Source organism: Candidatus Bathyarchaeia archaeon (assembly GCA_038883335.1).
GTDB lineage: Archaea > Thermoproteota > Bathyarchaeia > Hecatellales > Hecatellaceae > JAVZMI01.
On record JAVZMI010000001.1, the window covers coordinates 35,947 to 61,013 of the forward strand.

General features: G+C 48.7%; 22 protein-coding genes. 8 read left to right on the forward strand and 14 right to left on the reverse strand.

What is annotated here, in order from left to right; translation table 11 throughout:
- Position 1 precedes the first annotated feature (1 nt).
- From QXJ75_00190 to QXJ75_00245, 12 genes are all read right to left on the reverse strand, one after another.
- Complete coding sequence (locus QXJ75_00190) at positions 2-1,534, reverse strand: ATP-binding protein (GenBank protein MEM3736500.1); 1,533 nt, start codon at positions 1,532-1,534, stop codon at positions 2-4.
- A complete protein-coding gene (locus QXJ75_00195) occupies positions 1,527-2,720 on the reverse strand; it encodes a DNA double-strand break repair nuclease NurA (GenBank protein MEM3736501.1) in 1,194 nt (397 codons plus the stop codon). Before QXJ75_00195 ends, QXJ75_00190 begins: the two co-directional genes overlap by 8 nt.
- A 65-nt stretch (positions 2,721-2,785) precedes the next feature.
- On the reverse strand, positions 2,786-4,231 hold the full coding sequence (locus QXJ75_00200; protein ID MEM3736502.1) for a DUF87 domain-containing protein: 1,446 nt from the start codon (positions 4,229-4,231) through the stop codon (positions 2,786-2,788).
- Complete coding sequence (locus QXJ75_00205) at positions 4,231-5,289, reverse strand: hypothetical protein (protein MEM3736503.1); 1,059 nt, start codon at positions 5,287-5,289, stop codon at positions 4,231-4,233. Before QXJ75_00205 ends, QXJ75_00200 begins: the two co-directional genes overlap by 1 nt.
- On the reverse strand, positions 5,286-5,762 hold the full coding sequence (locus tag QXJ75_00210; GenBank protein MEM3736504.1) for a hypothetical protein: 477 nt from the start codon (positions 5,760-5,762) through the stop codon (positions 5,286-5,288). The genes QXJ75_00205 and QXJ75_00210 overlap by 4 nt, the downstream gene beginning before the upstream one ends.
- A complete protein-coding gene (locus QXJ75_00215) occupies positions 5,759-6,250 on the reverse strand; it encodes a hypothetical protein (GenBank protein ID MEM3736505.1) in 492 nt (163 codons plus the stop codon). The genes QXJ75_00210 and QXJ75_00215 overlap by 4 nt, the downstream gene beginning before the upstream one ends.
- A 32-nt stretch (positions 6,251-6,282) precedes the next feature.
- Positions 6,283-6,807, reverse strand: a complete 525-nt coding sequence (locus QXJ75_00220; GenBank protein ID MEM3736506.1) for a hypothetical protein — start codon at positions 6,805-6,807, stop codon at positions 6,283-6,285.
- A complete protein-coding gene (locus tag QXJ75_00225; protein ID MEM3736507.1) occupies positions 6,804-7,274 on the reverse strand; it encodes a hypothetical protein in 471 nt (156 codons plus the stop codon). The genes QXJ75_00220 and QXJ75_00225 overlap by 4 nt, the downstream gene beginning before the upstream one ends.
- Before the next feature lie 204 nt (positions 7,275-7,478).
- Positions 7,479-9,407, reverse strand: coding sequence for a Glu-tRNA(Gln) amidotransferase subunit GatE (gene gatE / locus QXJ75_00230; protein MEM3736508.1), 1,929 nt, complete (start codon positions 9,405-9,407; stop codon positions 7,479-7,481).
- Positions 9,394-10,740 (reverse strand): Glu-tRNA(Gln) amidotransferase subunit GatD, encoded by a 1,347-nt coding sequence (gatD, locus tag QXJ75_00235; protein MEM3736509.1) that lies wholly within the window; start codon positions 10,738-10,740, stop codon positions 9,394-9,396. Before gatD ends, gatE begins: the two co-directional genes overlap by 14 nt.
- Positions 10,709-12,328, reverse strand: a complete 1,620-nt coding sequence (locus QXJ75_00240) for a tRNA uridine(34) 5-carboxymethylaminomethyl modification radical SAM/GNAT enzyme Elp3 (protein ID MEM3736510.1) — start codon at positions 12,326-12,328, stop codon at positions 10,709-10,711. The genes gatD and QXJ75_00240 overlap by 32 nt, the downstream gene beginning before the upstream one ends.
- A gap of 111 nt (positions 12,329-12,439) precedes the next feature.
- Positions 12,440-13,234, reverse strand: a complete 795-nt coding sequence (locus QXJ75_00245; protein MEM3736511.1) for a sulfite exporter TauE/SafE family protein — start codon at positions 13,232-13,234, stop codon at positions 12,440-12,442.
- A gap of 216 nt (positions 13,235-13,450) precedes the next feature.
- On the opposite strand from QXJ75_00245, the gene QXJ75_00250 reads away from it, so the two are divergent.
- On the forward strand, positions 13,451-15,361 hold the full coding sequence (locus tag QXJ75_00250) for an Hvo_1808 family surface protein (GenBank protein MEM3736512.1): 1,911 nt from the start codon (positions 13,451-13,453) through the stop codon (positions 15,359-15,361).
- Here QXJ75_00250 and QXJ75_00255 read toward each other — a convergent pair.
- Entirely contained in the window at positions 15,351-15,914 is a 564-nt protein-coding gene (locus QXJ75_00255) for a hypothetical protein (protein MEM3736513.1), read from the reverse strand. The genes QXJ75_00250 and QXJ75_00255 overlap by 11 nt on opposite strands.
- Before the next feature lie 180 nt (positions 15,915-16,094).
- Between QXJ75_00255 and QXJ75_00260 the strand changes: the two genes are divergently transcribed.
- The 3 genes from QXJ75_00260 to QXJ75_00270 all read left to right on the forward strand — a co-directional run bounded on the left by QXJ75_00260 (position 16,095) and on the right by QXJ75_00270 (position 21,000).
- Positions 16,095-18,770, forward strand: coding sequence for a calcium-translocating P-type ATPase, SERCA-type (locus QXJ75_00260; GenBank protein ID MEM3736514.1), 2,676 nt, complete (start codon positions 16,095-16,097; stop codon positions 18,768-18,770).
- A 107-nt stretch (positions 18,771-18,877) separates the two neighbouring features.
- A complete protein-coding gene (locus QXJ75_00265) occupies positions 18,878-20,002 on the forward strand; it encodes a DUF763 domain-containing protein (GenBank protein MEM3736515.1) in 1,125 nt (374 codons plus the stop codon).
- A gap of 47 nt (positions 20,003-20,049) precedes the next feature.
- Positions 20,050-21,000, forward strand: coding sequence for a hypothetical protein (locus tag QXJ75_00270; GenBank protein MEM3736516.1), 951 nt, complete (start codon positions 20,050-20,052; stop codon positions 20,998-21,000).
- 220 nt (positions 21,001-21,220) lie between these two features.
- Here QXJ75_00270 and QXJ75_00275 read toward each other — a convergent pair whose 3' ends face one another.
- The gene (locus QXJ75_00275) at positions 21,221-21,844 is read right to left on the reverse strand and encodes a hypothetical protein (protein MEM3736517.1); all 624 of its coding nucleotides are present in this window, start codon (positions 21,842-21,844) and stop codon (positions 21,221-21,223) included.
- 242 nt (positions 21,845-22,086) lie between these two features.
- On the opposite strand from QXJ75_00275, the gene QXJ75_00280 reads away from it, so the two are divergent.
- The 4 genes from QXJ75_00280 to QXJ75_00295 are packed head-to-tail and all read left to right on the forward strand — an operon-like array spanning position 22,087 to position 25,019.
- Entirely contained in the window at positions 22,087-22,638 is a 552-nt protein-coding gene (locus QXJ75_00280; GenBank protein MEM3736518.1) for a 2-oxoacid:acceptor oxidoreductase family protein, read from the forward strand.
- The gene (locus tag QXJ75_00285) at positions 22,635-22,922 is read left to right on the forward strand and encodes a 4Fe-4S binding protein (protein MEM3736519.1); all 288 of its coding nucleotides are present in this window, start codon (positions 22,635-22,637) and stop codon (positions 22,920-22,922) included. The genes QXJ75_00280 and QXJ75_00285 overlap by 4 nt, the downstream gene beginning before the upstream one ends.
- Before the next feature lie 7 nt (positions 22,923-22,929).
- Positions 22,930-24,102 (forward strand): pyruvate ferredoxin oxidoreductase, encoded by a 1,173-nt coding sequence (porA, locus tag QXJ75_00290; protein ID MEM3736520.1) that lies wholly within the window; start codon positions 22,930-22,932, stop codon positions 24,100-24,102.
- The gene (locus tag QXJ75_00295) at positions 24,102-25,019 is read left to right on the forward strand and encodes a thiamine pyrophosphate-dependent enzyme (GenBank protein ID MEM3736521.1); all 918 of its coding nucleotides are present in this window, start codon (positions 24,102-24,104) and stop codon (positions 25,017-25,019) included. The genes porA and QXJ75_00295 overlap by 1 nt, the downstream gene beginning before the upstream one ends.
- Positions 25,020-25,067 lie beyond the last annotated feature (48 nt).

Genomic DNA, 25,067 nt, shown 5'->3' on the forward strand with positions numbered 1-25,067 from the left:
ATCAGTATGCCACATGCTCCTCAATTTTAGGTTTCTTGATAGGTGCGTCTCCACTCCTATAAGGAGTCATCCTCTGCCAGGCCTGCTTCGCCGAGACTATAGCTTTTTGGGGATATTCATCAACAGTGAGCTCAGCCACTACTGGGAAAGGCGTATGAAGCGCTAAACCCCAAAGTAACACTTCATGGTCAGCCAGTCCTGGAAGAACATCCCTATACTTCTCACTTCCCTGCTCAGTATAGTTGAGGATGGCGTTTTGATCGTTTCCAGACTTCAATCTGAAGCAAGCTACGCTATTACACTGAGAGATTACGCTCTTTGCGACATATGCGGGCCTCTGAGTCATTACCACTAACCCAACGTTATAACCTCCAGCCTGGCTGATAGCCTCTATGAATTTAGCCTTAACTTCGTCCTGCGCTATTGAAGGGGCTATCTCAAGGCCCTTCTCAGGTGCGAAGTATTGCGCCTCCTCAACGCAGATTATAACAGCGAAATCCCCTCGCCTTGCCATCGCGTGCCGCATTATCTTGTCGAAAATGTTCGCAGCCGTCAAATGTTGCGACTCGATGTCTCCGTCGGTTGAGAAGTCGATGATCAGGGTCGGAGTCTTCTCTACCTCCTCTAAAATGTCTAGAACTTCTCTGTGCTCGAAGAGGAAACTGCCTTCCTTGCTCAGCTTCTTCTCGATATACTGGTAACACCTATCCGCATCGCTCTCACGCTTATAGACGCTTTGAGCCTCCTCCTTTACCCGCCCCAAAAGTTCTTCACGACTGAGATTACCAGCCGAGATGCTGTTCAACGCGGTCTCTAGGATCTTTGCATCTCTATCTTCGAGACCGAGCTTCTTGGCAGCAACTCTAGGACTGCAGCCTAACGGTATAAAACGGTTGTAGGGGACTATTCTCACCCCTGGGTACTTGGTGAGTGAGCCGTACTCGCGGCGTCGATCGAAGATGATTAACCTTGGACGAGGGTTCAGTTTCGTAGATTTGACGGCTAGGTTTACGATGAAACTTGACTTTCCGGCGCGTGTCATCCCAGCAACTAGGATGTGAGATTTGGCCACAACATTGAGGTCGAGGTATACTGGAATATTAGTATCATGGACCTTTCCTATCTCAACGTATAGGCAGTCATTCTCCTTCTTAGCCATCCGGAAGAAACGGTCAAGTTCCTCCTCTGTAGGTTGGTATACCTCTGCACCCACATCCGGGGCAACCTCGAGCTGTCGCCACTTGCCTTTGCCATCAAAGTATCCAGCCATCTCTGCATATGCGATGTGGCTTTCAAGATAGCGGCCCGTCTGGATTTTGATACCTTTCTGTGCAGTGAGTATCCCAGGCCGTCCAACCACCATCTCGGGGTTGTAGGGCTGAATAGAGTGGACGATCAAGAGCACGTCAGAGTTGTAAATTGGATGTTTTATGAAGTAGTAGTGGCCCACCTTGACCCTCTCACCTTCGAGTATTACGAAGGCAGCCTCCTGATTTGTCACCCCCGTTATGAGGAATCCTATTACTTTACTCACTATGCCCCCTCCCTAGTCCCATGTCTCTAAGGGCCCAGAGTTCGCCAAACTGTAGGGCGAAGACCTCTAACTCCTCAGGGGTTAGCTCTCCCTTCTTCACAAGTTCCATAGCCCGAGAGTAAATGGCTAATGTCCTCAGATTAGAAACCTCGTAAGAGATCTTTGTAAGCTGGTCCACCTCCCGAATCGCAAATGGCACACCATCTTCGTAAGCGGTTGAGTAAAGAACTGAAGCCACCCATGGCAAAGCGTTGAGGCAGTATCGCGGAAACTCAAGCCTGAAAGGTGTATAGTAGCCAGTACGAATGTATGCCGTGTACAGATCGGTTATATCTTCCACCTCTTTACTGGTTAGGCCTAGTGCAATCGCTTTCTTCTTGTAGTCGCTTATGACTTCCATAAACTTTGGGTTCTCCTGTTCCCGTAGGGGTTTTGTGTAGCATCCAGGCATCAGTATGAAATTGAGGAGAGCAGTATCTCTCACCTTATCTAACCGCAGTTTCCGTGCGATTATGTTTGTACGGGTTCTCTTCACAAAACCAACCACGGGTATCCCTGCCTTGTAACAAGTGCGAAGCATTTTAACTGCTTCCTCAACCGCTTCGGAGTAATCCTTCTTAAACCCTTGGGAGCCCTTGGCTTCAAGCTCTTTTAGCCTTGGGTGAAGAGCTAAGCTACCGTCTACTAGAGCTAGCTTTGGCTTATACTTCTCAACTCCTCTTCTGGTGACCTCGAACTGGAGTTTAAATGTTAGGAGAGATTCTCTCTGGGGTAGCCAAGCTTCGTTACTCCAGACTTCGGCTTCTTCTGGGATGCTGCATAGGGGTGTTTCTTTAATCTCCCAACCCTCGGTCACTATTGCTGTTGCTGCGCAGAGGGGGAGAAAACCCATCCTTAAGTCGACACCTTTATTCCCAGCGTCTGAGGCTACCAGCCGTATATTCTCTTCTGAAGCGTTTTTATCACCTATACTCTCAACCTCCACTTGGCTCCTACACATCTCCAAGCTGCTTCTCAATAGCTCTAGGTGACCTTTGAGTTCCGCCACGAGTTTGTCCGCGCACTCGTGGACTATCTTCTCGTAAAGTAGAGGATGTATGGTTTCAGATGGGCTCTCGGGGGAGAGCATCTGAGAATATACCTCTCTTATAGCCTTCGGTATAGTTCCTCTCTCAGGTTCGTCCAAACATATCACCTCCTTTTATCGTGCAGCCTCCTCTTAAATGAGAGAGTGCGATGAAAATACTCCGTTTAAGCGAAGAACCTCCTAGTTTCCCCCATAGCCTCGACATCTAACTGTTTCACCTTGATCACTATAGGGAGTTCACGTGTTGCCTGCCCCACTACCAAGCAGTGATGGGGCTCTAAGTTGCTGGCTATCAGCTTCATCGTTTCTTCATCAATCTTCGCGACAGTAGATACCGTGTCGAGGTCATGTCCGTTGCGAAGGTTAAAGACAAAGATCGAGTCTACCTGTCTATAGATGTCCTCAGGAATCGAGTCAGGCTGGTTTGTTATGAAGATTGTGAACAGTCCCAGATGCCGCATTCTAGTTACAATGTCCTCCCAGTAAGTCTCCCTTAAATACAAATGTGCCTCCTCGGCGAAGAGGAAGGCAGCCTTTAGCCGCCAACTTTTTAAGAGTTCAACAAGTTTACCTAACATGAACTCAACGACTATCCTTCTCACTACGCCAGATAGTCCACTCAGGTTCACTACCAACGCTCCACCCTGAGCCATCTTACCGAATGTCCCTTCCAAGGTATAGGTATATGTGGTATCATCAGTGAAGAAACCTGAACTTACCAGTGTATTATATCGAGAATAGATGGCCTCTCTCACGCTTTCATTGCAGCCCCAGTCTTCTATAGCTTCTCCAAGCTCCTCCAATGTCAGCAACCCTCTCCCCTCTAGGTGTCTCCATATCTGATAGAAGACTCGAGCTGAATTTCCGGGGAGACCGAGGGCATGGTTGAGAATGTCTAACATCACCGAAGAGCCCACATAGCCGAGTGTGACTTTGAAGTCGCGACAAGCCTCAAGTACAGTCACTCTGCCCCTTTGGTGGCTTCCGGAGCCAGCTCTGGAGCGGTCAAGATTTACATACTCGCCGTTCACGTCGAAGACGATGCAAGGAGCGCCATAGTCTATTAGCCCTAGGAGTAAAAGTTTAGATAGGTGCGACTTCCCAGTACCCTTTCTACCGACTATGATAGAGAGCCCTCCATCAAGGGCCTCAGCGTCAACTTCCACCTCAGAGCCTGATTTAGATACGCCAACCTCGATTGGGTGTCGCCCCCCTGACCCAATCATCTCAATTACCTCACGTGTGTTCGCCACACGTATGATAGAAGAGGATCTAGAGGGTAGCCAAGAGATGTTGGTTGAGAGCCGTCCTCCTTCCAGTGAGCATCGGATCTTGCACACAATGAGCCTAGCATCTCTGAGGAGTATTATCTGAGAGTTAAGGCTGAGGGGGTCAATGTCATCACCGAAGGTTTGATCCTCCGCCACAGTCTCTCGGAGGAGGTCCTCCATTATCCCTGGAGGGTTCGCAAACTGGATGTCAAGCACCTGAACCAGTAAGCTCTTTCGCTCCTTCGGATCTTCAATAAGTAAATAATCCCCCCTCTCCGCCCTCTCCTCAGAAAAGGAGAGAATGTGAAGGGTGTCGCCCTCCTTCCTGTAGAGCCGCATTATGCGTTCTCCCCTCTTCCAAAGGGGCCAAATAGCATTCTCCTTAATGGTTGAGTCCTTGAGGGGAGTAGGCCATAATTCTTTACTAGGAAGCGTTGAAGGCATATGATCTCGGTGGGAGTAAAGAAGGAGAGGATGTGAGCCAGTCTGAGAGTTTCAGGGTAGCCCTGAGCCATTATATCGTTGCCAGCTAGTCTACTGACAGCCTCTACAGCCTCTCGTAGTGTGAGTCGCTTATCTACGTCGATCCTGAACCCGTAACCTCCAAACGTCAACTTCCCTACGAAGATTCTGCCAAGTAGCCTGAGAGGTTTAGCGCTTTCTATTAAGCCGTCCATGTCGACCAAACAGGGCGATTGCGAGTTTTCTGATAGTGACGTTATGCCTTTATGTAGTGAGCTTAGACATGTATCCTTTGAGATGGCTATGGTATTGTTTCTGTTAATGGTAGCTTGTTCCAGTATCTCCATAAGCGCACTATGATCGCTGGATGTGACAGTCGCCAGACATCCGTCGAAAAGGACTATAGCATCCTTCGCCGATCGGCAAATGTAATGTTGCAACCTTCTTTCAAGAAAGTTCTGTGCCCTACATACCGGAGTATAATTGCGAAGTTCACTTCGTGGTCCAGTGTAATCATTCACACGCCCAGACTGTGCATCGTAGAAGTTTGAGGTTGTATTCCTCACATGGATGAGGTACGGGCCAAATCGGAGGTAGCGGTAAGCATACCCTTCCCTCCAAGTAATCGTACCACGAAGAGCGTAAATCGTACCCTTACTAGTCCAACCTATGTTCCTACTTGAGGTATCCACCGCCGCCACAGTTGAGCCGTCACAGATTGGTTTAAGTATACTCAAACGTTCTTGGAGGTTGCTTAGAACTGCGCCACATTTTGAATACCAGTCGATTGAATTAGGCCGAGCTTCAGAGTCTTCCCATATGAGACGCTCATAGTGGAACGGTTCGAAGCTCTCGCCGTAGATTTCATCAAGAGAAAGGGCGCCAATCCGGGTAAGTTCCTCTGATAGGTTGGATTTGGCTTGGGTGCCTATCAACGAGTCTCCACCTCCGTTGAAGGTTGGGCAGTATACACAAATCCTTCCCTAGTCTTCCACCTGCGTACCTTCTGTCTTCTCGTAAGCCTTGTAAGGGTGAAACCTATGACACGCCTAGAGTAGTGTAGAGCGTTAGCCTCGAGCGCCGCCATAATTTCTGATAGGGCTCGAGGTTTCCTCCGTCCCCACTCCGTCGACAATAACGCTATGATGGCATCGGAACAGCTCTCCGCATGAATTGATGGGTATGCTTCAGCCTCCTCGAATTCTGGTGTCATCTGTGTTAAGGAGGTTTCTAGTCTCTTACCGTCCGAGGTTGGGGTGCTGGGAATTTTTGAGATTACCTTATATATGGCTTCGATTAACCGGGGCAGATCCGCCTCGATCATGCTAAGTATTGTTTCCCTTGACCCCTCTACCTGAAACTCGTTTCCATCTATTTTGAGGCGGATTGTGATCTTACCTTCACTCATTGGCAGTTTCCTTCTCTCTCTTTTATTTTACGAGAAGTTTCAAGAACTCCCTTTAGACAGAGGGGTGTAGCTCTATACACTCCTCTCCCAACAACCTCGAGGAGCCCCTTTTCTCTCATTCGAGAAATCTCCTTCGAGAGAGTACCAGCCTTAACGCCCAAGGCATCCGTTAAATAGTTAGGTGCAAGAGTATCTCTCTCAGTTATCTTAAGTTGGCCGCCAATGTATGCTCCAGCCAACAATAAGGAGATCCGATCCTTGAGAGTCAGCTCTCCGTTTGTGAGGGGGACGGGGCCAGTTGGCTGGATAGCTACGAGTCCTTCAAGTGCCTCTGCCGCTCCTCTGAGGTCTACGGCTACCATGAGCCTTGACGCCAGTTCAAGCGTTGGTATACTCTTCTTGATGAAATCCATAAAGCCTGAGAATACATCATCTGGAGTACCTTCCATATCCACTCTGAACTCGCCGTACTCCAGGTGTACCTTCAATCTGTTTGAGTAGTTGTGATTAATCAACTTCCCTATCCCTCGCCCTTTATCTCTCTCTTTATTTTTGGCAGAGCGTCCTCTTGAAATCGTGTGATGCCGATTGTTGTTATCTTATATTCACCGCGGCCTACACGCGCGACAAGTCCTTCATCAACCATTACACTGAGACCTCCCGTCAATGTCCCAATCTTACCCCCAATTGAGGTGAGAAGTTCATCCACCGTCAGAGTATTCTTTGCCAGCTTGCCTGCGATGTGACCGAGATACGCCTTAACTAAGTGAAGCGATATCAGATCTTTAATGTTCAATTTGAGCAACTTATCCCTAGGGGTTGCTACCACAACCCCCTCCTCAGTGAATGCGATCACACCTTCAACATCTCTCATAAGCCTCTCAAGATCAACAGTTAACATTAGGCCTTTGACGAGTTCGTAGGCCGGATAGATCTCTGTTATGTAGTTCATTAGAGCCTTCATCACCTCGCTGGCTGACCCTTCAAAGTCAGCCTTGTTGTCTCCGAACTCTACGTGGATCTTCAAGTGGGGGTTTGAACTCACGGTGAACCAACTCCGCCACTCAACTTTCTCAGAAGATTCTCAACGAACACGCGACCAGTAGCTGTAAGCTTGTATGAGCCGGCATCCTTCAATATCAGGGCTTCACTCCTAAGCTCACTGATCCTCGCCCCATATCCTGGTGATAAGCGCCCGGAGTTCGCCATTAGCCTTGCTATCTCCCTCGGCTGGAGGGGGTTTGGCTCATTAGCATAGAGGAGGAGGCATATCGCCTCTTTGTCGCTGAGTCTATCTCTCGGGACAGTTATGACAGTGCCTTCCCTAGTGAAGTCGACCACTCCTTTAAGTGCCTCTTTGGCGGGTATAGGAACTTCTGGCTTTGAGAGGAGTCCGTCGAGTACTGTGAGCCACTCTGGAAATGATCTTAAAGTGTTAACTAGATTCTCGAAGTTCTCTTCCTCTATGGTTACCTCTCCATAAGATCGTTTAACTGTCAGCTTTACTGTCAAGATCTCTCACTCTGAATCAGCTTCCGAGCCTTATAAAGTTTACGTATTATCTACGTAATATGACGAACCGTAATTTCACGTAATAAAAAGATAACTCAACTACAGTAACATGCAACATACCGTACAACCGAATATCGCCAAGTTTGAACTCTAACCTAAAAATAAAAACTGGAAATTACTAGAATCAGAAAAGTATGGGGTATATTAGCTGGACCTACCATCTTGTTGCTGCTTCGCCTTGAGAGATTCAATTTTTTCCTTAACTTTTCTGGCTACTACTCCTGCGTCAACTCTCCCTCTAACCTCGGCCATAATAATCTTCATAAGCAGGTTGAATGCCTCATAAGGTTTATCTCTTAACAGCTGAAGGTTCTCACTTGCACGCCTATCCACAAGCGTCTGAATCTCGTTCACACTCAACATCTTAACGCCTAGCTTCTCTATAGCTTCAAGAGGCGAGCCTCCGTTCTTAGCTAACCACCCAGCTACCTCGGCGAAGCTCTCTTTAGCCATGCGTCCCTCCTCTATCAGACGGAAAGTTTCATAGAGTTGCTCCTCGGTGAGGTTTTCGACTGGAACACCCTGCCTTTCAAGGCTCTTCACAACCTCTGTGAGGGCTGTAGCCAAGAAGGTTGAGGGGATATTTGTCGTAGATGCAACCTTCTCAAATAAAGTAAGATAGTCTGAATCAATCAGCTGCTCTGCCAGCTTCTTGTTGACGCTATACTCAGACATCAGCCGGTTTGCCAACTGTTCAGGCAATGGTGGAAGAGTGCCCCTGAGTTTGTGGAGATGTTGAGGGGTTACGACTACGGGCAGAACGTCCGTTTCAGGATACATCCGAGCTGCACCTGGGCGGGGGCGCATATACCTCGTTGTGCCGTCTAAGAGCGCTGCTCTCGTCTCCTCAGGCACACCTTTAACTGCTTCAATAGCCCTCTCCACAACCGCTCTCAATGCCTCCGTCGCATTATCCAGCTTGTCGGCTACTAGAACCCCGGCGTCTAAATCTGAGAGATCGAGCTTCGACCTTAAGGCAGCCGTCTCAGCCTCGGTGATCCCGTAGGCTGGCAGTTCATCAGTGTGGAAGATCCCGCCGACTTTGCCCCAGAATTTCGCTCTATCAGCCATCTCTGTGCCAAACCTTACGTTCGGCTCGAGCTCAACCTTAAGAATCTCAGCGAAGCCTGGGAGCTTGACAGCTAACGCTACACCCCCCTCTCCCAAGGCTTTCCTTATGACTCGGCTCTCAGAGTTGCGGAAGACATCCGTTACATCTACAGGCTTTACTTCAAGCTGAGACCCTGAGACTCCTCGCCTCAGCAGCTCCTCCCTGATTTTTAAGAGGGCCAGCTGCCTTCCTACCTCAAACTCTATGACTTTGGGGATTAGTTCGAGTTTCTGGACGCCTTTGACCTCCACCAGAGCGCCTTCTCTTATCGAAATGTTGAGATCCTGTCTTATCGTTCCGATCCCTCTCTTAACCATTCTCGTAGCTCTTAAAACACGACCTATGACCAATGCAACTTCTCCAGCCTCGACGGGCGTGTGGATGTCCGGAGCTGTTGTGACCTCTATTAGGGGTATTCCTAGACGGTCGATGCGGTAAGTAGTAGTGAATCCTCTTTCCTCAACCTTCCTAGCCGCATCCTCCTCCAGACAGATAGTCTGGATGGCTATCTCTCTGCCGCCAACCGATATCGAACCCCCTAGCGCAATCACACAGGTCCTCTGGAAACCGCTTGTGTTTGAACCGTCTACGACGATCTTCCGCATGACATGGATCTCGTCAACCGGCTTTGCCCCTAGGAGAAGGGCTACTTGGAGGCATACATCTACGGCTTGTGGGTTCAGTTCATGAGGCGGCTCCTCATCCATCTCAACCAGACAAGAGGTATCACAATCCGCCTCATAGATGATAGTGCGTCCCTTCTGAAACTCGAAGAGGGCCGCAGGGTCGGTTTGTCCCAGCTCGCTCTGAGTTGGCCGAAGTCTTCTAACAAATCTGAACTTAGGTTCCCCTTTAGAGAGGCGTGTTGGGCAGTTGCAAAATAGCTTATGTGCTGTATCCAGTTGTTGATGTATCTCGAGTCCAACCCTAAGGCCTACCGCCTCTGTATCAGTGCGCAACATAACTCTCCTCAGCTGGGTTTAATCTAGGGCTGAACTCACCTGCGATGTTGGTGAGAAGGCGCCGCTTAACTTCCTCCGGATAGGTTGTCTGACCGAATATCCACATCATCTTGACGAGAGCTGTCTCAGGTAACATATCACCTAAAGGCACAACTCCAAGCTTTAAGAGGTCCCTTCCAGTCTCGTATACTGCCATGTTAACTCTTCCCCAGATGCACTGAGAGGTCATGGCTACGACGATTCCCCTCTTAACGGCCTCTTCTATGACCTTGAAGTAGCTCTCCCCAATGTGGCCTAAGCCTGTCCCTTCTATCACTATCCCTAAGTATCTTTGATCTATCAGCCACTCAAAAATGGTTGGTTGGATGCCAGGATAGACTTTGAGGAGGTAAACTTTCTCGTTGAAGTTGTGCTCTAATTTCAGTTTCCTGTTAGGATCCCTGGGGTTGAAGTTGGAAGTTAGCATGGTAATCTTTCTGTCGACAACCCGAGCTAGGGGTCCGGCGTTAACGGATCTGAAGGCGTACCTGCAGCTTGTATGGCATTTCCTAACCTTAGTCCCGCGGTGGATTACGGTCGAATCATCTGAGCTTCCTTCATGCATAGCCACGCCCACCTCAGCGAATGGTGCTGAGGCTGCAGCATTCACGGCACCCATGAGGTTCATCGCGGCGTCTGTGCTAGGTCTATCCGAAGATCGCTGAGAGCCGACCAATATAACAGGGACTGGTAGGTTTCGAAGCGCAAAACTAAGGGCTGCTGCAGTGTAACCCATAGTATCTGTTCCATGCGCCACAACTACTCCCGAGGCGCCCTCTTCTATATGCTTCGCCACAGCTTCAGCAATTCTACTCCAATGTTTTGGGGTTATGTTCTCGCTTAGGAGGCTGAATAAGATCTCAGCTCTTATCCGTGCTATTTTTGAAAGTTCCGGGATCACACTGTAAAGGTCCTCAGCTGTCAAGGCTGGGTTTACAGCTCCGGTTCGATAGTCTACCCTGCTGGCTATAGTGCCTCCAGTGCTAACTATAGCTACGGGGGGTAGCTCCGGTGTCTCCGCTGGGGGTTTAGGTGGGATAAACGCTGGCTTTGAGCCAGGGCTGACGAATTCGATATGTGTGTGGGCCGTCACTAATATTCCTGTGTTATAGCCGCTTTTGAGCTTGAGGACTATGCATTCAGGGTTTCCCAGCTCCATCCGCGGCATCAATACACCCTCATAAATTCCACCATCTTTCTTAACTCTGATCACATCACCGACCCTAACTCTCTTATCCTCCAGTAATTTCAGGGCTCTCCCTTTATACCCACTCAACTCTTCCGTCCTCTTCATCCCCCAAAATTTTCGAGAGGTATGGCCCATCATACGAGTAGCCGTGGCGCAGATAATATCTTTTCACGCCTAAAGCACTTGTGACGAGGATCTTCTTACAATTGTAATCTGAAGCTATCCTCTCTGCTTTGGATAAGAGCGCTTCACCATAACCTCTATGCTGCCATGCTCCATTCAACTTCTCACCAACAGGCACTAGTGGTCCGCAGACGCGGAGTTCACGGATGAGGGCGGAGGGCTGGCATGTGATCTCAGGTCTGAAAGCTTTAGAGGACGGTATCCTAAGCCGCAGGTAGCCTATCAGAACATCATTCTCAACTTCCTCTACAGATATGAAAAACTCGATCCCTTCAGAAGCCTCGTAACTCTCGGTGCGAAGCTCTAAACGAGACAAATCTGGTTGCAAACCCTCTTTAAGTGTTCTGTGGCCAACCTCTCTGCACCTAATGCACCGGCAGCGGAGACCTAAACTGTCTAGGCGTCTCTTGACGAGCTCGCGGAGGTTCCCTTTGTCAATGCCAGCCTCGATGAGGCGGTTTGGTATGTCCCTTTGGATTCTCATTATCCTAACCCAGTCGGGTGTAACCTTCTTTATCTCGGTCAGGAGTTCGACGGCTTCGGCTGTCGTGTAAGGCTTGTACAGTCCATTAAGCCACCACCCATACAGTTTAGTCCCCTTTATGACGAGGCAGGGGTAGATCTTGAGCATATCAGGCCTGAAGTCTGAATTTGAGTATATCTGTTTGAAGACTTTTAGATCCTTATCAAAGTCTGAGCCTGGTAGCCCAGGCATCATATGGTAGCAGACCTTTAATCCTGAATCTTTCAATAACCGTGTAGCTTCGACTACATCTACAACTTTATGTCCCCTCTCCACCTTCTCGTAGATTTCGTCGTTGAGAGTTTGGACGCCAAGTTCAACCCTTGTAACGCCCATATTGAGCATTTGATTGATATGTTGAGGCTTCGCCCAGTCTGGGCGTGTCTCAACGGTGATCCCCACATTCCTTCTCTTACCAGTCTCCGCCAGCGTTTTAGCTTCCTTAAGACTTCTCGACGGAACATTGTTGATCGCATCCAAGACGCACTGAATAAACCACTCTTGATAAGAAGTGGGCGTCGAATTGAAGTTCCCACCCATTATAACAACTTCTACCTTATCGACTCTATGGCCTATCCCTTCCAACTGTTCGATACGACACTTAACTTGCCTATATGGGTTGTAGCGGTTCTGCGCGCCTCTCATAGCAGCCGGCTCAAAGCCTGTATAGCTCTGGGGGGTATTCTCCTCTGGGCCGCCTGGGCAGTAGGCACACCGTCCATGTGGGCATGGCCATGGCGCCGTCATAACAGCCACAACGCTCACACCGCTGATTAACCGTGTAGCTTTGCGCCGGAGTAGTTGAGCTAGTCTTTCCTCCTCATCCGGTTTGGCGCACCTAAGGATCTCCGAGTTCTGAGGAAGCTTTCTGAGCTTGTAGCGGCGTGAATACTCGAGCTTCAGCAAGTCTAAGTCATGTTTGGAGGGGTTAGGTAGTCTAAGTAGCTCTTCAACGATTGCTCTATGGATATCATATTCGCTATCCATCTACACGCTCGATCTCTATGTAATCCACTTAGTGAAAAGGATTTCGCGTCACGAACTGCGCCCAAGCTTTTGAAACCTGAGCGTCCCTCTCCCATTTTTTTGGCTTAGTGGTCATAGGAGAAGGCGAATCGCGACTGCAACTAAGGCTAGTGCAAGAAGCCTCTCAATGATAACCTCTCTTATTCGTTGTGCAATCGATGCGCCAAGTTGAGCGCCGAGAGTTGCCCCCAGCCCTAGGGGTACAGCTAATTCAAAGTTTACATCACCTAGGTAAGCGTGAGTTGCTGAGCCAACCAGCGAGCTGAAGGCAAGAATGAGGTGTGATGTGGCTGTGGCTATGTGTGGGGGGAAGCCTATTAGAAGTATCATTGCTGGAACGTGAATTATGCCTCCTCCGATACCGAAGATACTCGATACGAATCCAGCCAGGAAACTTGTGATAAAACCCCAAATCAAACGAACTGAGTATTTATACTCCACCCCTCTGTTATCCACGATCCTCCTAGGGTGACCCTTTAGGTTAGAGGCTTTATCTTCCCTCAGTGGTCTAATGACAAGGTATACTGAAGCAGTTATGAGAATGGCTGCGAATGCTAGTTTAAAGGTGTTAGACGTGAGGTAGCTGGTGGCAAAGGCGCCGAGTACTGCCCCGGGTGCTGTCATTAGAGTGAACATTATCCCAGTTTTGATATCGACATGCCTCTGTTTGAGGTAGGCTATACTCCCAGATAGGGCGTTGAAAAAGACGAAGACAAGACTTGTCCCAGCTGCCACTCTGGGCTCGAGTTCATAGATTGTGATAAGCAGAGGGACCATAACAAATCCCCCGCCAGCCCCCATCAAGGTTCCATAAGCTCCAACCCCAACCCCAAGAGCTAGAAGGACTAAAGGTTCTAGAGGGTGCATTTCGAGTGCCTCAACTGTCGCGGTACCAATGTAAATTTGATATGGCTCGAAGTTCCCGTTATCGAGGCTTTGTTATGATTTTCGGCTATTAGTTCATTCAACTTTGGGCATCATACTCGGGGTGGCAATGTATATTATTTATGCAGCCCAAAGGGAAAATAAATATTGGTCATCAGCTATGATGCGATAGATGACATCTAAAACTCGTGAAGTTTAATGAGATCACTCAAAGGTTTGTTAATTTTCCTAATCACCATAATACTCCTAACGTCCTCTAGTTTTCAGGCAACACCCTCAAGCCGCTACCTACTCCACGCTAATCGCATTTTCAGCGATATAGTTGGAGTTTATGCCACCGACGTAACAAACCAACCACCTGGAGGTGCAAATGAAACTACCGCTATGCTTTCCCAGATGATGAGCCGCGTTGAAAACATCAGAGGTTTAAAATTTCTAGAGGCCGTGCGTGTTGAATCCATCAGCCGAAGCGAGTACGCCAACCAATACCGTGGCGAGACGACGAGTGTCTCCGAAGAGTTTTGGGAGCTAGCTCAGCAAGAGTATGAAGCATTATACCTTCTAGAGGAGGGTGTAAGCGCACGAAGCGAGTCTGAGTCATTCTATACAGCAGCAATTCTCGGCTTTTATGACGCAGACAAAGATGAGATAGTTCTCGTAGATAGCTTAGAGGAGCTGGATGAGGGAACCTTAGCTCATGAGTTGGCTCATGCCCTCATAGACCAGTACTACCCTCAGACCTTTGGTTTCTCTTCAAACCTCACCGATGAGTCTTTCGCTGTATACGCGCTCTTGGAAGGTGACGCGTGCCTCGTAGAGGCAGAGTACCGAGAGAGTTTCATGGATCAGGGTACTGGCGGCGGCGTTATTGGAAGCCGTACAATAGCTCATCTTCCCGGCTTCACTGTGATTCAAATATTCCCCTACCTAGAGGGTGTAAACTTCGTATCGCAGCTTAGAAAGCTTAAAGGCGGATGGTGGGGTGTAAACCGCGTCTATGATGGCTTGCCACAAAGCACGGAGCAGATAATCCATGTTGAACGTTATGGAACTGACTTCCCTACAGAGATTATAGTACCTGATAGAGTATCAGAAGGTTGGAGGCTCTTGGGGAGAGACACCCTAGGCGAGTTTGCAATATTCACAATGTTTCTCGACAAGAATCAAGTGCATGCATCCATTAACAAGCTGACCAGAACTCCTACCTACTCCTCGCCGCTATCTGATGGTTGGGATGGTGACGATATGGCTGTCTATAAGAATAGTGAAGGGCTGTATGGCTACGTATGGCAGATCATCTGGGATTCAGAGAGAGATGCAGAGGAGTTCATAATTGGCTATGAGGACATGCTCCTCGATATGGGCGCAACACTGGCAGAAGGTATATGGCGGATTGACTCGAACGACTTCGTAAAAATTTGGCGTGAGGGAAGGGTTACATGTATCGTCAACGGTCCAACTCCGGAGGAGATCTCCGAGATATACCCGCCTAGGAAGCCGGTCTATTACAACGTTACATTCAACGCTCCAGACGGCGTCGATTTAGTCATAGATGATGTAACCTACAATTCACATGATCTGCCGGTCTCCTTCCTATGGCAGGATGGCTCTATCCACACCTTCGCGACGCCGCAGAAGGTGGCAGTTGGCGAGAGGGTCCGATGGGCCTTTCTGCGCTGGGATGACGGCTCCGATGCAACTGAGAGGGCGGTAACCGTTGACCGTGCGTATAGTTACAATGTTACATTCAAACTCCAATATTATCTCCAAATAGAGTCACCTTACGGTGACCCTACAGGTGAAGGGTGGTACGACGCTGGTACGTTAGCTAATATATCGGTTACTAGCCCCTACGGTCCATCTGGGCGTTATGTCTTCACTGGATGGAGCGGTGATTTAACAGCAGCTTCAACCAATGCAACAGTTTTAATGGATTCACCTAAGAGAGTGGTTGCCAATTGGGGTCACGAGTATACGCAGGTATTCACCATAGTTCTCCCGGTCGCTGTGGCTCTTGTGGCTGTCCTCAGCATCTTTTTAACCATTAAGCGTAAAACAATAAAGGCACCTCAAATCGTCAATAAAGGTGGCAACCTAACTATAGATTGAAGCCCACCACCGCCGTGCCTAACAAGCGATCCTCAACCGAGATTTTTAACATTTTTTTTAGGAGAAGATCCGTGGGTGGGGATGGAAACCCGATGACCGCGTTCCTAGCTCCAGCCTCTTCAAGTTTTGGGAGAGGCTTCGGTGGGAAAACCACTAGGGGCGCGTTAGCGACGAGCTGCCTGATAGGTGGTATCTTGTCGCGGAATATAACAAAGTTACCCATAATCACGACATCTCCCCTACGCTTAAAATCCTCCAATTCTCTAGGATCATTAACCTCCATGCCAAACACGTCGCCCTCCCATATCAGGAGAACCTCCGATCCCTCCGGCCACTCAAACTCGGCATCCGTTATCAATACTAGGCTAATATCACGTGACAGAGCCGACTTTAAACCTTGGTTATCGCCGCGCCCTAGCTTCGCTAAGACCTTCCGGCCAGCCTCCTCCTCCACCTTTAGAACTTTAGCTTTGTCCTCCTGAGCCAGATGATAGACAGCTCTAACTCCTCTCCGCCCTTTCAACCATTCTATAACTCGATCGACTGTAGCCATAAGTCTGCCCGTTTTGCGTAAGCCTGAAGGTTGGTTAATTTTATAAAGATAACTTTTAAAAACTAGTCTTTTAAAACTAGTGCGAATGGCCCCTCCTCGGGGCTATTCACTAGGTTATATGCGTTTAGGTGGTGAAGCTAAATTTCCACTCTAAGAGAAGGATCTGGCAGTCTTCCTTCTATGGCGGAGGTAAATTGGCACACGCTTAAGAAAGAAGAGGTTTTAAGTTTACTTAAGTCGCGGAGGGATGGCCTACGAGATGAGGAAGCCGAAGAGCGGCTTATGATATATGGCCCTAACGAGCTGCGGAGAATGAAGGGCTCTTCACCTCTTAAAATCCTCTTAGATCAGTTTAAAGACCTACTGATTTCAATTATATTGTTTGCCACAGCCATCTCATATATGCTTGGAGAGGTGGCTGACGCTTTAGTTATCTTCGCCATAGTGGTCGCTACGGTGGTTCTAGGCTTCGTCCAGGAATATAAAGCTGAGAGAGCTACCGACGCGCTGAGGCGGATGATCCCCGCCAAAGCGAGAGTTCTTCGCGGTGGAGAGGAGAAAAAAATTGACGCGGTGAGGGTAGTACCCGGAGATATTCTGTTAATATCTTCAGGCGATCGAATAGTAGCCGACGGTTACCTGCTCGAAGACCATAACCTACAGGTTGATGAGGCTCCTCTCACTGGGGAGGCAGTCCCGGTGGAGAAGGAGGGGGATGTAGTACTAGCCCCCGAAACTCCGCTAGGGGACAGGGTTAACTGTATCTTCTCCGGAACGACTGTAACTTATGGGCATGCAGTGGCTGTAGTCACCGCAACCGGGATGAATACTCAGCTAGGTAAGATCGCCGGGCTACTTCAAGAGATTAAAGAGGAGAAGACTCCGCTGGAGAAGAGAATAGAGCATGTAGGGAGGTGGCTGGCCGGTTTTAGTGTCATAGTTGTGATGGTCGTCTCAAGTTTAGGTGTCTTACGCGGATATGGTTTATTGGAAATGTTTCTTTGGGGTGTAAGTCTGCTAGTAGCTGCTGTGCCAGAGGCTCTGCCAGCTATCATCACCGGCGGGCTGGCTATAGGGATGCAACAGATGGCCAAGCGGAAAGCGATTGTTAGGAAGCTACGTGCAGTTGAGGCTCTGGGTAGCATTGATGTTATTTGCTCTGATAAGACTGGCACCCTAACCAAGGGGGAGATGACTGTGAAGCAAGTATACGCGGAGGGTAGACTCTTCGAGGTCAAAGGGGTAGGCTACGACCCTAAAGGTGAGGTCGTTGATGGAGAGTCTCTGAAATCCAGCCCTCTGCCTCTGATAGCTGTACTCTGTAATAACGCTAGACTTGTGAAGTCGAATGGCACCTATAGCGTTGATGGTCAGTCCACGGAAGGAGCACTAATTGTACTAGCCAAGAAGATTGGCATTTCAGTGGAAGAGGTGAGGAATCAATACCCTAAGGTGGGAGAGATCCCTTTCAGCTCTAACAGGAAATGTATGAGTACCATACACGCCACACCAGATGGGCGAGCCCTCGCGTTTGTCAAAGGAGCACCAGAAGTGGTAATTGCCAGATGTAACAGGATACATCTTAGTGGAGGAGTTCGAATACTAACGGAGGAAGATAGAAGGGAAATCTATAGGATAAATGACGAACTGGCGAAGAAAGCTCTCCGAACTCTAGCCCTAGCCTACAAGGAGGCTCAGATTCAGGAGAAATATTCGGCGGAGATAGAGGAAGATCTCATTTTCTGCGGGCTTGTGGGGATGATCGACCCTCCAAGGGAGGAAGCTAAGGATGCGGTGCAAATCTGTAAGCAGGCTAGTATAAAAACAGTAATGGTTACAGGCGATCACAAGTTAACCGCGAACGCGATAGCCCAGGAACTAGGAATACTGGATGGTTTATCGGTAACTGGCGATGAGCTAGACCGGATGAGTGATAACGAACTCGATGCGAAGATTGAAGATATAGCGGTATTCTCTCGAGTCTCGCCTGAACACAAGCTGAGAATTGTTAAATCTCTAAAAAAGAGGGGGCACATAGTGGCAGTTACAGGTGACGGTGTAAATGATGCACCAGCACTCAGGCGTGCAGATATAGGAGTCGCTATGGGGATCACTGGCACCGATGTTAGCAAAGAGGCTGCTGACGTGATTCTCATGGACGATAACTTTGCAACAATCGTTGCCGCAGTACTCCAGGGTAGAGTGATCTATGAGAACATTAAGAAATACCTGGCCTACTTGGTTTCTAAGAATCTGGGAGAGATTCTTATAATGCTTGTAGCAGCCCTTATCGGGATGCCTCTGCCCTTACTGACGGCGCAGATCCTCTGGGTTAATCTTGTCACGGATGGGCTGCCAGCCATGGCACTTGGCGTAGACCCACCAGACCCCGACGTAATGAACCGACCACCTCGTCCGCCTAGGGAATCAATTTTCGCAGAAGGTGTGAAGGCGATCATACTCGTTGCAAGCGTAATAATTACTATGGTCACCCTTCCGATCTTCGGCTGGTACCTCAGTTTGGAAGATGGCGAAGATTTAGCGAAGGCGCGTACTATAGTTTTTACTTTAATAGTTATGTTCGGCATGTTCAACGCTTTCAACTGCCGTTCGATAAGACATTCGATCTTCAAAGTAGGATTGTTTAAGAATAGATACCTACTTGGCGCAGTCGCCTCCTCCACCCTGCTTCAAATAATCGTGGTCTACGTGCCTCTACTCCAACCATACTTTGGGACTGTGCCTCTCGATGCTGATGATTGGCTGCTCATAGGTGCGGCATCCTCAACAGTGTTGCTTGGGATGGAAATGGCCAAAGCCTTAAGAAGAAACTTTAAGCGTTTCGGAACTGAATGAAAGGATATAATTTTATTAGGTGCAAAGCCCAGCAAACCCTTAAATTCTCCAGTTTTACTCATTCAGCTGGATTAAAATCTCGGCTATTAACTATATCTTCGGGAAAGATGGCTGGCAGGACAGGTATCTTCGAGCTCTCTTTGCATGGAGGGAAGGCGCCTCACTGGCTACTTTCTAGGATGAAGGGGTTAGCTAAGGGTATATTGAAGGTTATGGCAGACGATTATGGCGTTGAAGAGATTCTATGCAGGCTCTCAGATCCCCTCTGGTTTCAGGCGCTAGCCTGCTTGTTAGCCTTCGACTGGGATAGTAGCGGAACGACAACCGTAACTTCAGCCGTCCTAAAGAGTATCTTAGGAGAGATGGATCTTGGGCTTAGGGTTGCAGGTGGGAAGGGTGCGTATTCACGTAGGACACCTGTGGAAATTTTGGCTATAGGAGAGGAGTTCAACCTCCCACATCACAGGGTCGCAGAGTTGAGTTACGCCAGTAGGATGAGTGCAAAGGTCGATAACGCCGCTATTCAAGCTGGCTACCAACTCTACCACCATACAATCTTCATATCTGAGAGGGGAGACTGGGCTGTTGTTCAACAGGGGTTCAACTCTGAAGCTAAGACGGCGAGGAGATATCACTGGCTCTCAAAAGAGTTGAAGGGCTTCGTCGACGAACCTCATAGAGGGATCGTGGGGCAGGTTATTCACGGCGACGTTTTAGACATGACTGCTAAATCGAGTGAAGAGTGTAGAAAGGTATGTACCGACATTGCCAAAATGAAGACATCGAATGTTAGACAGCAATATTTATCCATCCGTAGTGCAAACCAGCCATCCCTCAACCGGTGGCTGGGGGTGTGTCCTGAACCTGCCTTACATCCTCACTACCGGTTCATCCCAGAGAATGTTAACTGGAAGGCTCTGGAAGAGGCTTACGAGTTGAGTCCAAACAACTTTGAGGAAGTCCTGTCTGTTAAAGGAATTGGGCCGGCTACGGTGAGGGGGTTAGCCTTGATGGCTGAACTTATCTATGGCTCTAAGCCAAGTTGGAGAGACCCTGTGCGTTTCTCTTTCGCCTTCGGAGGGAAAGATGGCGTACCCTACCCCGTCAATAGGAAGGCGATGGATGATGCGATAATAGTTTTGAGAGAGGCAGTGGAGGCGGCTGAGATAGGGAATAGAGAAAAGGTGGACGCGATAAAGAGGCTCAGAGATTTCGCCTCCACAGCAGTGTAGGTCCAGTATGGTGGTCAACCGGAGGTTTGCTTGCCACGAATTTAAAATTGAAGAAAACAGTGGTGGGAAGTTTCCCGAAGCAACCCCTACCAGTGCCCGACGCTATAAGATATCTTGCAGACCTGCAAATCCGCCATGGCATTAACCCTGTATCTGACGGGGAGCAACGTAACGATATGATTGGGTATTTTGACCAGATACCAGGTCTGGGGTGGTCTTCTCTCAGACTTTGCGTCTTAGACGAGATACATCCCATGGAACATACGGACGCCTTCTATAAAATAGAGGACTATCTCTTCCTCAGGAGGTATCTGGATGGAATCGGCAGTGGCGATGTGGGCATCAAGACAGCCATAACAGGTCCCGTTACACTAGGTTTCACTTGCGCCGCTCATGGAGTTAAACACTACCAGGGAGTCTGTGACATTAATCTATATAGTGACCTTTCGAAGGCGTTGAAACCTATTATAGAGAGGTTGCTGGACCTTGGCGCGCATGTTCAGATAGATGAGCCTGGACTGTCGGCTGGGTACATGAATCCAAAGGTGGCTGTATCGATAATTAACGAGGTGCTCTCTGGTATCCGTGAGAGTTCGCTGGAAAGGTTAAGCGTACACGTCTGCGGTGATCTATCGAAAGTGCGTGGATTACTTGACAGTTTTCTCGATCTCAGGCCAAAAATCCTGAGTCTTGCCTTCAGCGGTAGAGATGAGAGAAGGAATGCTCAGCTACTTTCTAGGGCGCATTTGGAGACCTCCCAGAAGAAGGTTGGGGTAGGATGCGTAGCTACCTCCACAGATGAAGTTGGGGAAGTCGAGGGCGTAGAAGAGATTATAAATAGGTTGGTAGATCTGGAAGAGAAGTTTGGTTTAGAGAATATAGCCTACTTCCATCCAGATTGTGGCTTTAAGAATTTATCAATCGAGGTAGCCTCCAAGATTTTGGAGAACATGGTAGCTGCGGTTGACATCCTAGCAAGTAGACTAAGTAGCCTTTAATCTCGGAAGGCGTATAGGAAAATTAAAATCCTCCTAAATAAAATTTCATGGCAACAGAGAGTTCATACCGAGCGTTAGGGGGAATTTAAACTTGGCGAAGAAGAACGAGAGAAGAACCAAAGCTAACATGAGAGGCAGAGAGCCGCGTAATATCCCTCTGGCTGAAGAGGAGGAGCCCCCCATCTACGTCGTATAGGCAGAGGCTTCACCCAAAAGTCATTTAATATGGGGGCTTCTCCTCTGCAGTTTTGCTACGCGTATAACATAGTCGGGAGATGATTTTTTGACTCCTGACTATGAGTGTATCCACATCCACTTTCATTACAATGACCATGATTAACGATGTTAAGGTTATGGAAGCCAGCACTACGGCAACATTTCCAAAAGAGGACCCGACTAGGCTTCGCGTGATGAAGCCTAGGTAAGCACCAGGCAGACCAATCGCAAATTTTCCCAGAAAGTAGCTGACACAAAATTTTACTGGATTATATTTCATAAGGGCCATTGGAATCATAATAGGCTCATCGGGTAGGGGGGTGGCTGCTACAGCAAAGTTAGCCGCGAAAGCCCAGCGGCCTATCTTTGAGAAGTACTTATCGAGCCTAACGGATTTATCTTGGCCTATCACTTTCCTTAAGAAGAAAATAGCCAGGTAGTGAATTGATTTGGCGGCGGTAGCACCGCCGGCGACTATTAGCCCAACAGCTAGGGGGTCTAAGGCAAACAAGGAAGTGACGTTCATCGCGATTAGCAGGTTCGAGGGTCCCATGAAGGGTATAATGTTTAAGACGAATACAGTTATGAAAGCTCCAAGTAGCTCTAAGTCAGTCAGCTGCTCAAACAACCCTTAACCATCCCTATAAGAGGGAAAATTCGTGAGGTAATAATTCTTGCGGTAGAGCTGGTAGGGTCTTTACAGCTGGTTCCTTAGTTGCTCGGTTCCTAGTGTGAAGGAATGCCAGGGACTTAAGGTTTCATCTGACCAAGGTTTGCTTAAGTTGTAGTCGATGGAAAATACATATATCTCGAATCTAATATGAGTGTTGAAGCTAAAATATTCGGAATCCCAGCGAGAGGCTATGTTAGATGCTTGTGGAGATTAGATGGCATGGGAGAGGGGGGCAAGGGGTCGTAACCGCTGGTCGAATTCTGGCTGAGGCCGCTTTGTTAGATGGAAAGTATATTCAAGCCTTCCCAGAGTTTGGACCTGAGAGAACTGGCGCCCCTGTTCGCAGTTTCACGCGGATAAGTGACAAGCCGATCAACTTGCATAGTCAGATTTATAATCCAGACGTGGTGGCAGTCATTGATCCTACAGTACTCTCTCCCGAAGTCTACAGAGACATTAAAATGAGTGGTAAATTGATTGTCAACAGCAACAGGGCACCAGAAGAGTTAGCTGGGGATATTGGATGCGGCAGCCTAAAGCTTTACACGGTTAACGCTATCCGAATCGCGTTGGACATTCTAGGCCGCCCCATTTATAACACACCAATAATAGGAGCTTTAATCAAGGCGACTGGTGTGGCATCTCTTGATTCGGTGATAAAAGCGGTCTCTCAGCGTTTTCTAAGTACATTGGCAGAGAGGAATATTAAAGCAATAGTGAGAGCGTACGACGAGGTGAAGGGGTCTTGAAGAAGATCACTCCAGCTTCCGGGTGGCGTGACCTCCCCCTAGGCGGCTACATCTTGGAGCCTGGGTCCGCCCTCGAGTATAAAACTGGAGATTGGAAAGCTTTTAAGCCTATTGTGGACGAGAATGCGTGCGTTAATTGTCTACTCTGTTGGATATACTGCCCTGATGCGGCCATTAAGAGGAGGGACAAGAAGGTCTACGTTGACTATGATTACTGTAAAGGGTGTGGCATCTGTGCTCAGGTATGCCCTGTACATGCAATTAAGATGATTGAAGAGAGGTAGCCGAGCGATGATTGTTGGTTTAACTGGGAATGAAGCTGTCGCTCAAGCTGTGAAGCAATGCAATGTAGACTTGGTAGCCGCCTATCCGATCACACCCTCAACAGTTGTGGTTGAGAAGATAAGCGAATATGTGGCAAACGGCGAGATCAATACGGAGTTCATCTGTGTAGAATCAGAGCATTCAGCCATGTCAGCGTGCATTGGTGCAAGCTTGGCGGGCGCTAGAGTCTTCACAGCCACCTCAAGCCAAGGCTTGGCCTATATGCATGAGATGCTCTACATAACCTCAGGCCTCCGTTGCCCTGTAGTCATGTCCGTCGCAAACCGCGCTCTCTCAGCACCGATAAACATACACTGCGACCATTCAGATGCATTCGGCTCTCGCGACTGCGGCTGGATACAACTATGGGCTGAGGATGTTCAAGAGACTTACGACTGCATCTTTGAGGCCTTTAGGATAGCTGAGAGTCCAGAGGTCACGTTACCTACAATGGTTTGCTACGACGGCTTCATAATCTCCCATGCATTGGAACGCGTGAACCTATTGAGTGACGATGACGTTAAGCGGTTCTTACCTGGGAGGGAAGCTGCCTACACGCTTAACCCAAAAAAGCCAATAACAGTCGGCGCCCTAGTTCTACCCGACTATTATTTCGAGATTAAACGCCAACAAGAAGAAGCTTTGAGAGCCTCTATAGCCACCATACGCACTACCAAAGAGGAGTTCAAGAAGGTTAGCGGGAGGGAGCATGCTATCATACAATCGTATATGATGGAGGATGCTGAGTCAGCTGTCATATGCCTCGGAAGCACTGCAGGCCAAGCGCGGGTGGCTGTAGACGAGCTACGTAAGGAGGGCAAGAAGGTCGGTGTGCTGAAGCTCCATCTCTACCGGCCTTTCCCAGCTAGAGAGGTGGTTAAAGCGTTGAGGGGGTTGAAGGTTTTAGCCGTATTGGATCGAGCCTATAGCCCAGGCGCCGTAGGGGGGCCACTTTTTAGTGATGTCTGCGCAGCAATGTATGGGATAAGAGATGGACCTTACATATTCGATGTAGCCTATGGACTTGGAGGTCGCGACATATCGACTGCAGACTTCAGGAAGATATTTGATAAGTCGTTTGATGTTCTTAGAGCGGGACGGGTAGATGAGCCTCTGATTCAAGTAGGGGTGAGGGAGTAATGGTTAAGCTAGCTGAATTACCGCAGGAAGAACTCTTCACGTCAGGCCACAGGCTTTGTGCTGGGTGTGGCCCGGCTGTGGCTATGCGGATAATGACAAAAGCCCTCCGAGGACCAACGATAATCACCACCTCAACAGGCTGTGTCGAGGTGGGGTCAACTATCTACCCCTACACTTGCTGGAATATACCTTGGGTGCACTCAGCATTTGAGAATGCCGCCTCTACAGCTGCAGGCATTGAGGGCGCATTAAAGGCATTGAGCAGGCGAGGCATCATCAACGAAAAAATCGACATCGTCGCCATTGGAGGCGATGGAGGAACCTTTGATATAGGGTTGCAGGCTCTCTCTGGGGCTTTGGAGAGGAGACATGACTTCCTTTATGTTTGCTATGACAATGAGGCGTACATGAATACAGGAGTTCAACGTTCCGGTGCGACGCCTTACGGGGCCTCCACGACAACTAGCCCAGCTGGGAGGGCCATCCCCGGGAAGTTAGTCTGGAAGAAGAATATAGCGGCCATCGCGGCCGCCCATGGAGTACCCTATGTTGCCACAGCCTCCATCGCATACTGGAATGATTATATCTCAAAGGTTAGGAGAGGGCTCGAGGTGGATGGGCCGGCATTCGTTCACGTCTATGCGCCCTGCCCTCTTGGCTGGAGAATTCCAAGTGAGGCGACTATTCAGCTAGCCCAGTTGGCAGTTCAGACTAGGGTCTTTCCCTTATACGAGATTATAGATGGGCGTTATGTGCTGAGCCTAGACATCCCTAAGCCTAAGCCAGTAGAAGAATACCTGAAGATACAAGGGAGATTTAAACACCTGTTCACGCCGGAGTGTAGGGGCGAGGTCGATGTGATTCAAGCGGATGTTGAAAGGCGTTGGGCTGCCTTGAAAAAACTCTGTAGCCAATAGTGTTGTAAGGATCCCGGAAGCGTATATTAGTTAGTAGAAAATTCCGTT

What these genes read in the sequence shown, in the direction of transcription:
- gatD (MEM3736509.1), bottom strand. Translation starts at nt 10,740, where the DNA reads ATGAAGAGGACGGAAGAGTTGAGTGGGTATAAAGGGAGAGCCCTGAAA.
- QXJ75_00265 (MEM3736515.1), top strand. Translation starts at nt 18,878, where the DNA reads ATGGCTGGCAGGACAGGTATCTTCGAGCTCTCTTTGCATGGAGGGAAG.
- QXJ75_00245 (MEM3736511.1), bottom strand. Translation starts at nt 13,234, where the DNA reads ATGCACCCTCTAGAACCTTTAGTCCTTCTAGCTCTTGGGGTTGGGGTT.
- QXJ75_00255 (MEM3736513.1), bottom strand. Translation starts at nt 15,914, where the DNA reads ATGGCTACAGTCGATCGAGTTATAGAATGGTTGAAAGGGCGGAGAGGA.
- gatE (MEM3736508.1), bottom strand. Translation starts at nt 9,407, where the DNA reads ATGTTGCGCACTGATACAGAGGCGGTAGGCCTTAGGGTTGGACTCGAG.
- QXJ75_00240 (MEM3736510.1), bottom strand. Translation starts at nt 12,328, where the DNA reads ATGGATAGCGAATATGATATCCATAGAGCAATCGTTGAAGAGCTACTT.
- QXJ75_00295 (MEM3736521.1), top strand. Translation starts at nt 24,102, where the DNA reads ATGGTTAAGCTAGCTGAATTACCGCAGGAAGAACTCTTCACGTCAGGC.
- QXJ75_00200 (MEM3736502.1), bottom strand. Translation starts at nt 4,231, where the DNA reads ATGCGGCTCTACAGGAAGGAGGGCGACACCCTTCACATTCTCTCCTTT.
- QXJ75_00250 (MEM3736512.1), top strand. Translation starts at nt 13,451, where the DNA reads ATGAGATCACTCAAAGGTTTGTTAATTTTCCTAATCACCATAATACTC.
- QXJ75_00280 (MEM3736518.1), top strand. Translation starts at nt 22,087, where the DNA reads ATGCTTGTGGAGATTAGATGGCATGGGAGAGGGGGGCAAGGGGTCGTA.
- porA (MEM3736520.1), top strand. Translation starts at nt 22,930, where the DNA reads ATGATTGTTGGTTTAACTGGGAATGAAGCTGTCGCTCAAGCTGTGAAG.
- QXJ75_00210 (MEM3736504.1), bottom strand. Translation starts at nt 5,762, where the DNA reads ATGAGTGAAGGTAAGATCACAATCCGCCTCAAAATAGATGGAAACGAG.
- QXJ75_00260 (MEM3736514.1), top strand. Translation starts at nt 16,095, where the DNA reads ATGGCGGAGGTAAATTGGCACACGCTTAAGAAAGAAGAGGTTTTAAGT.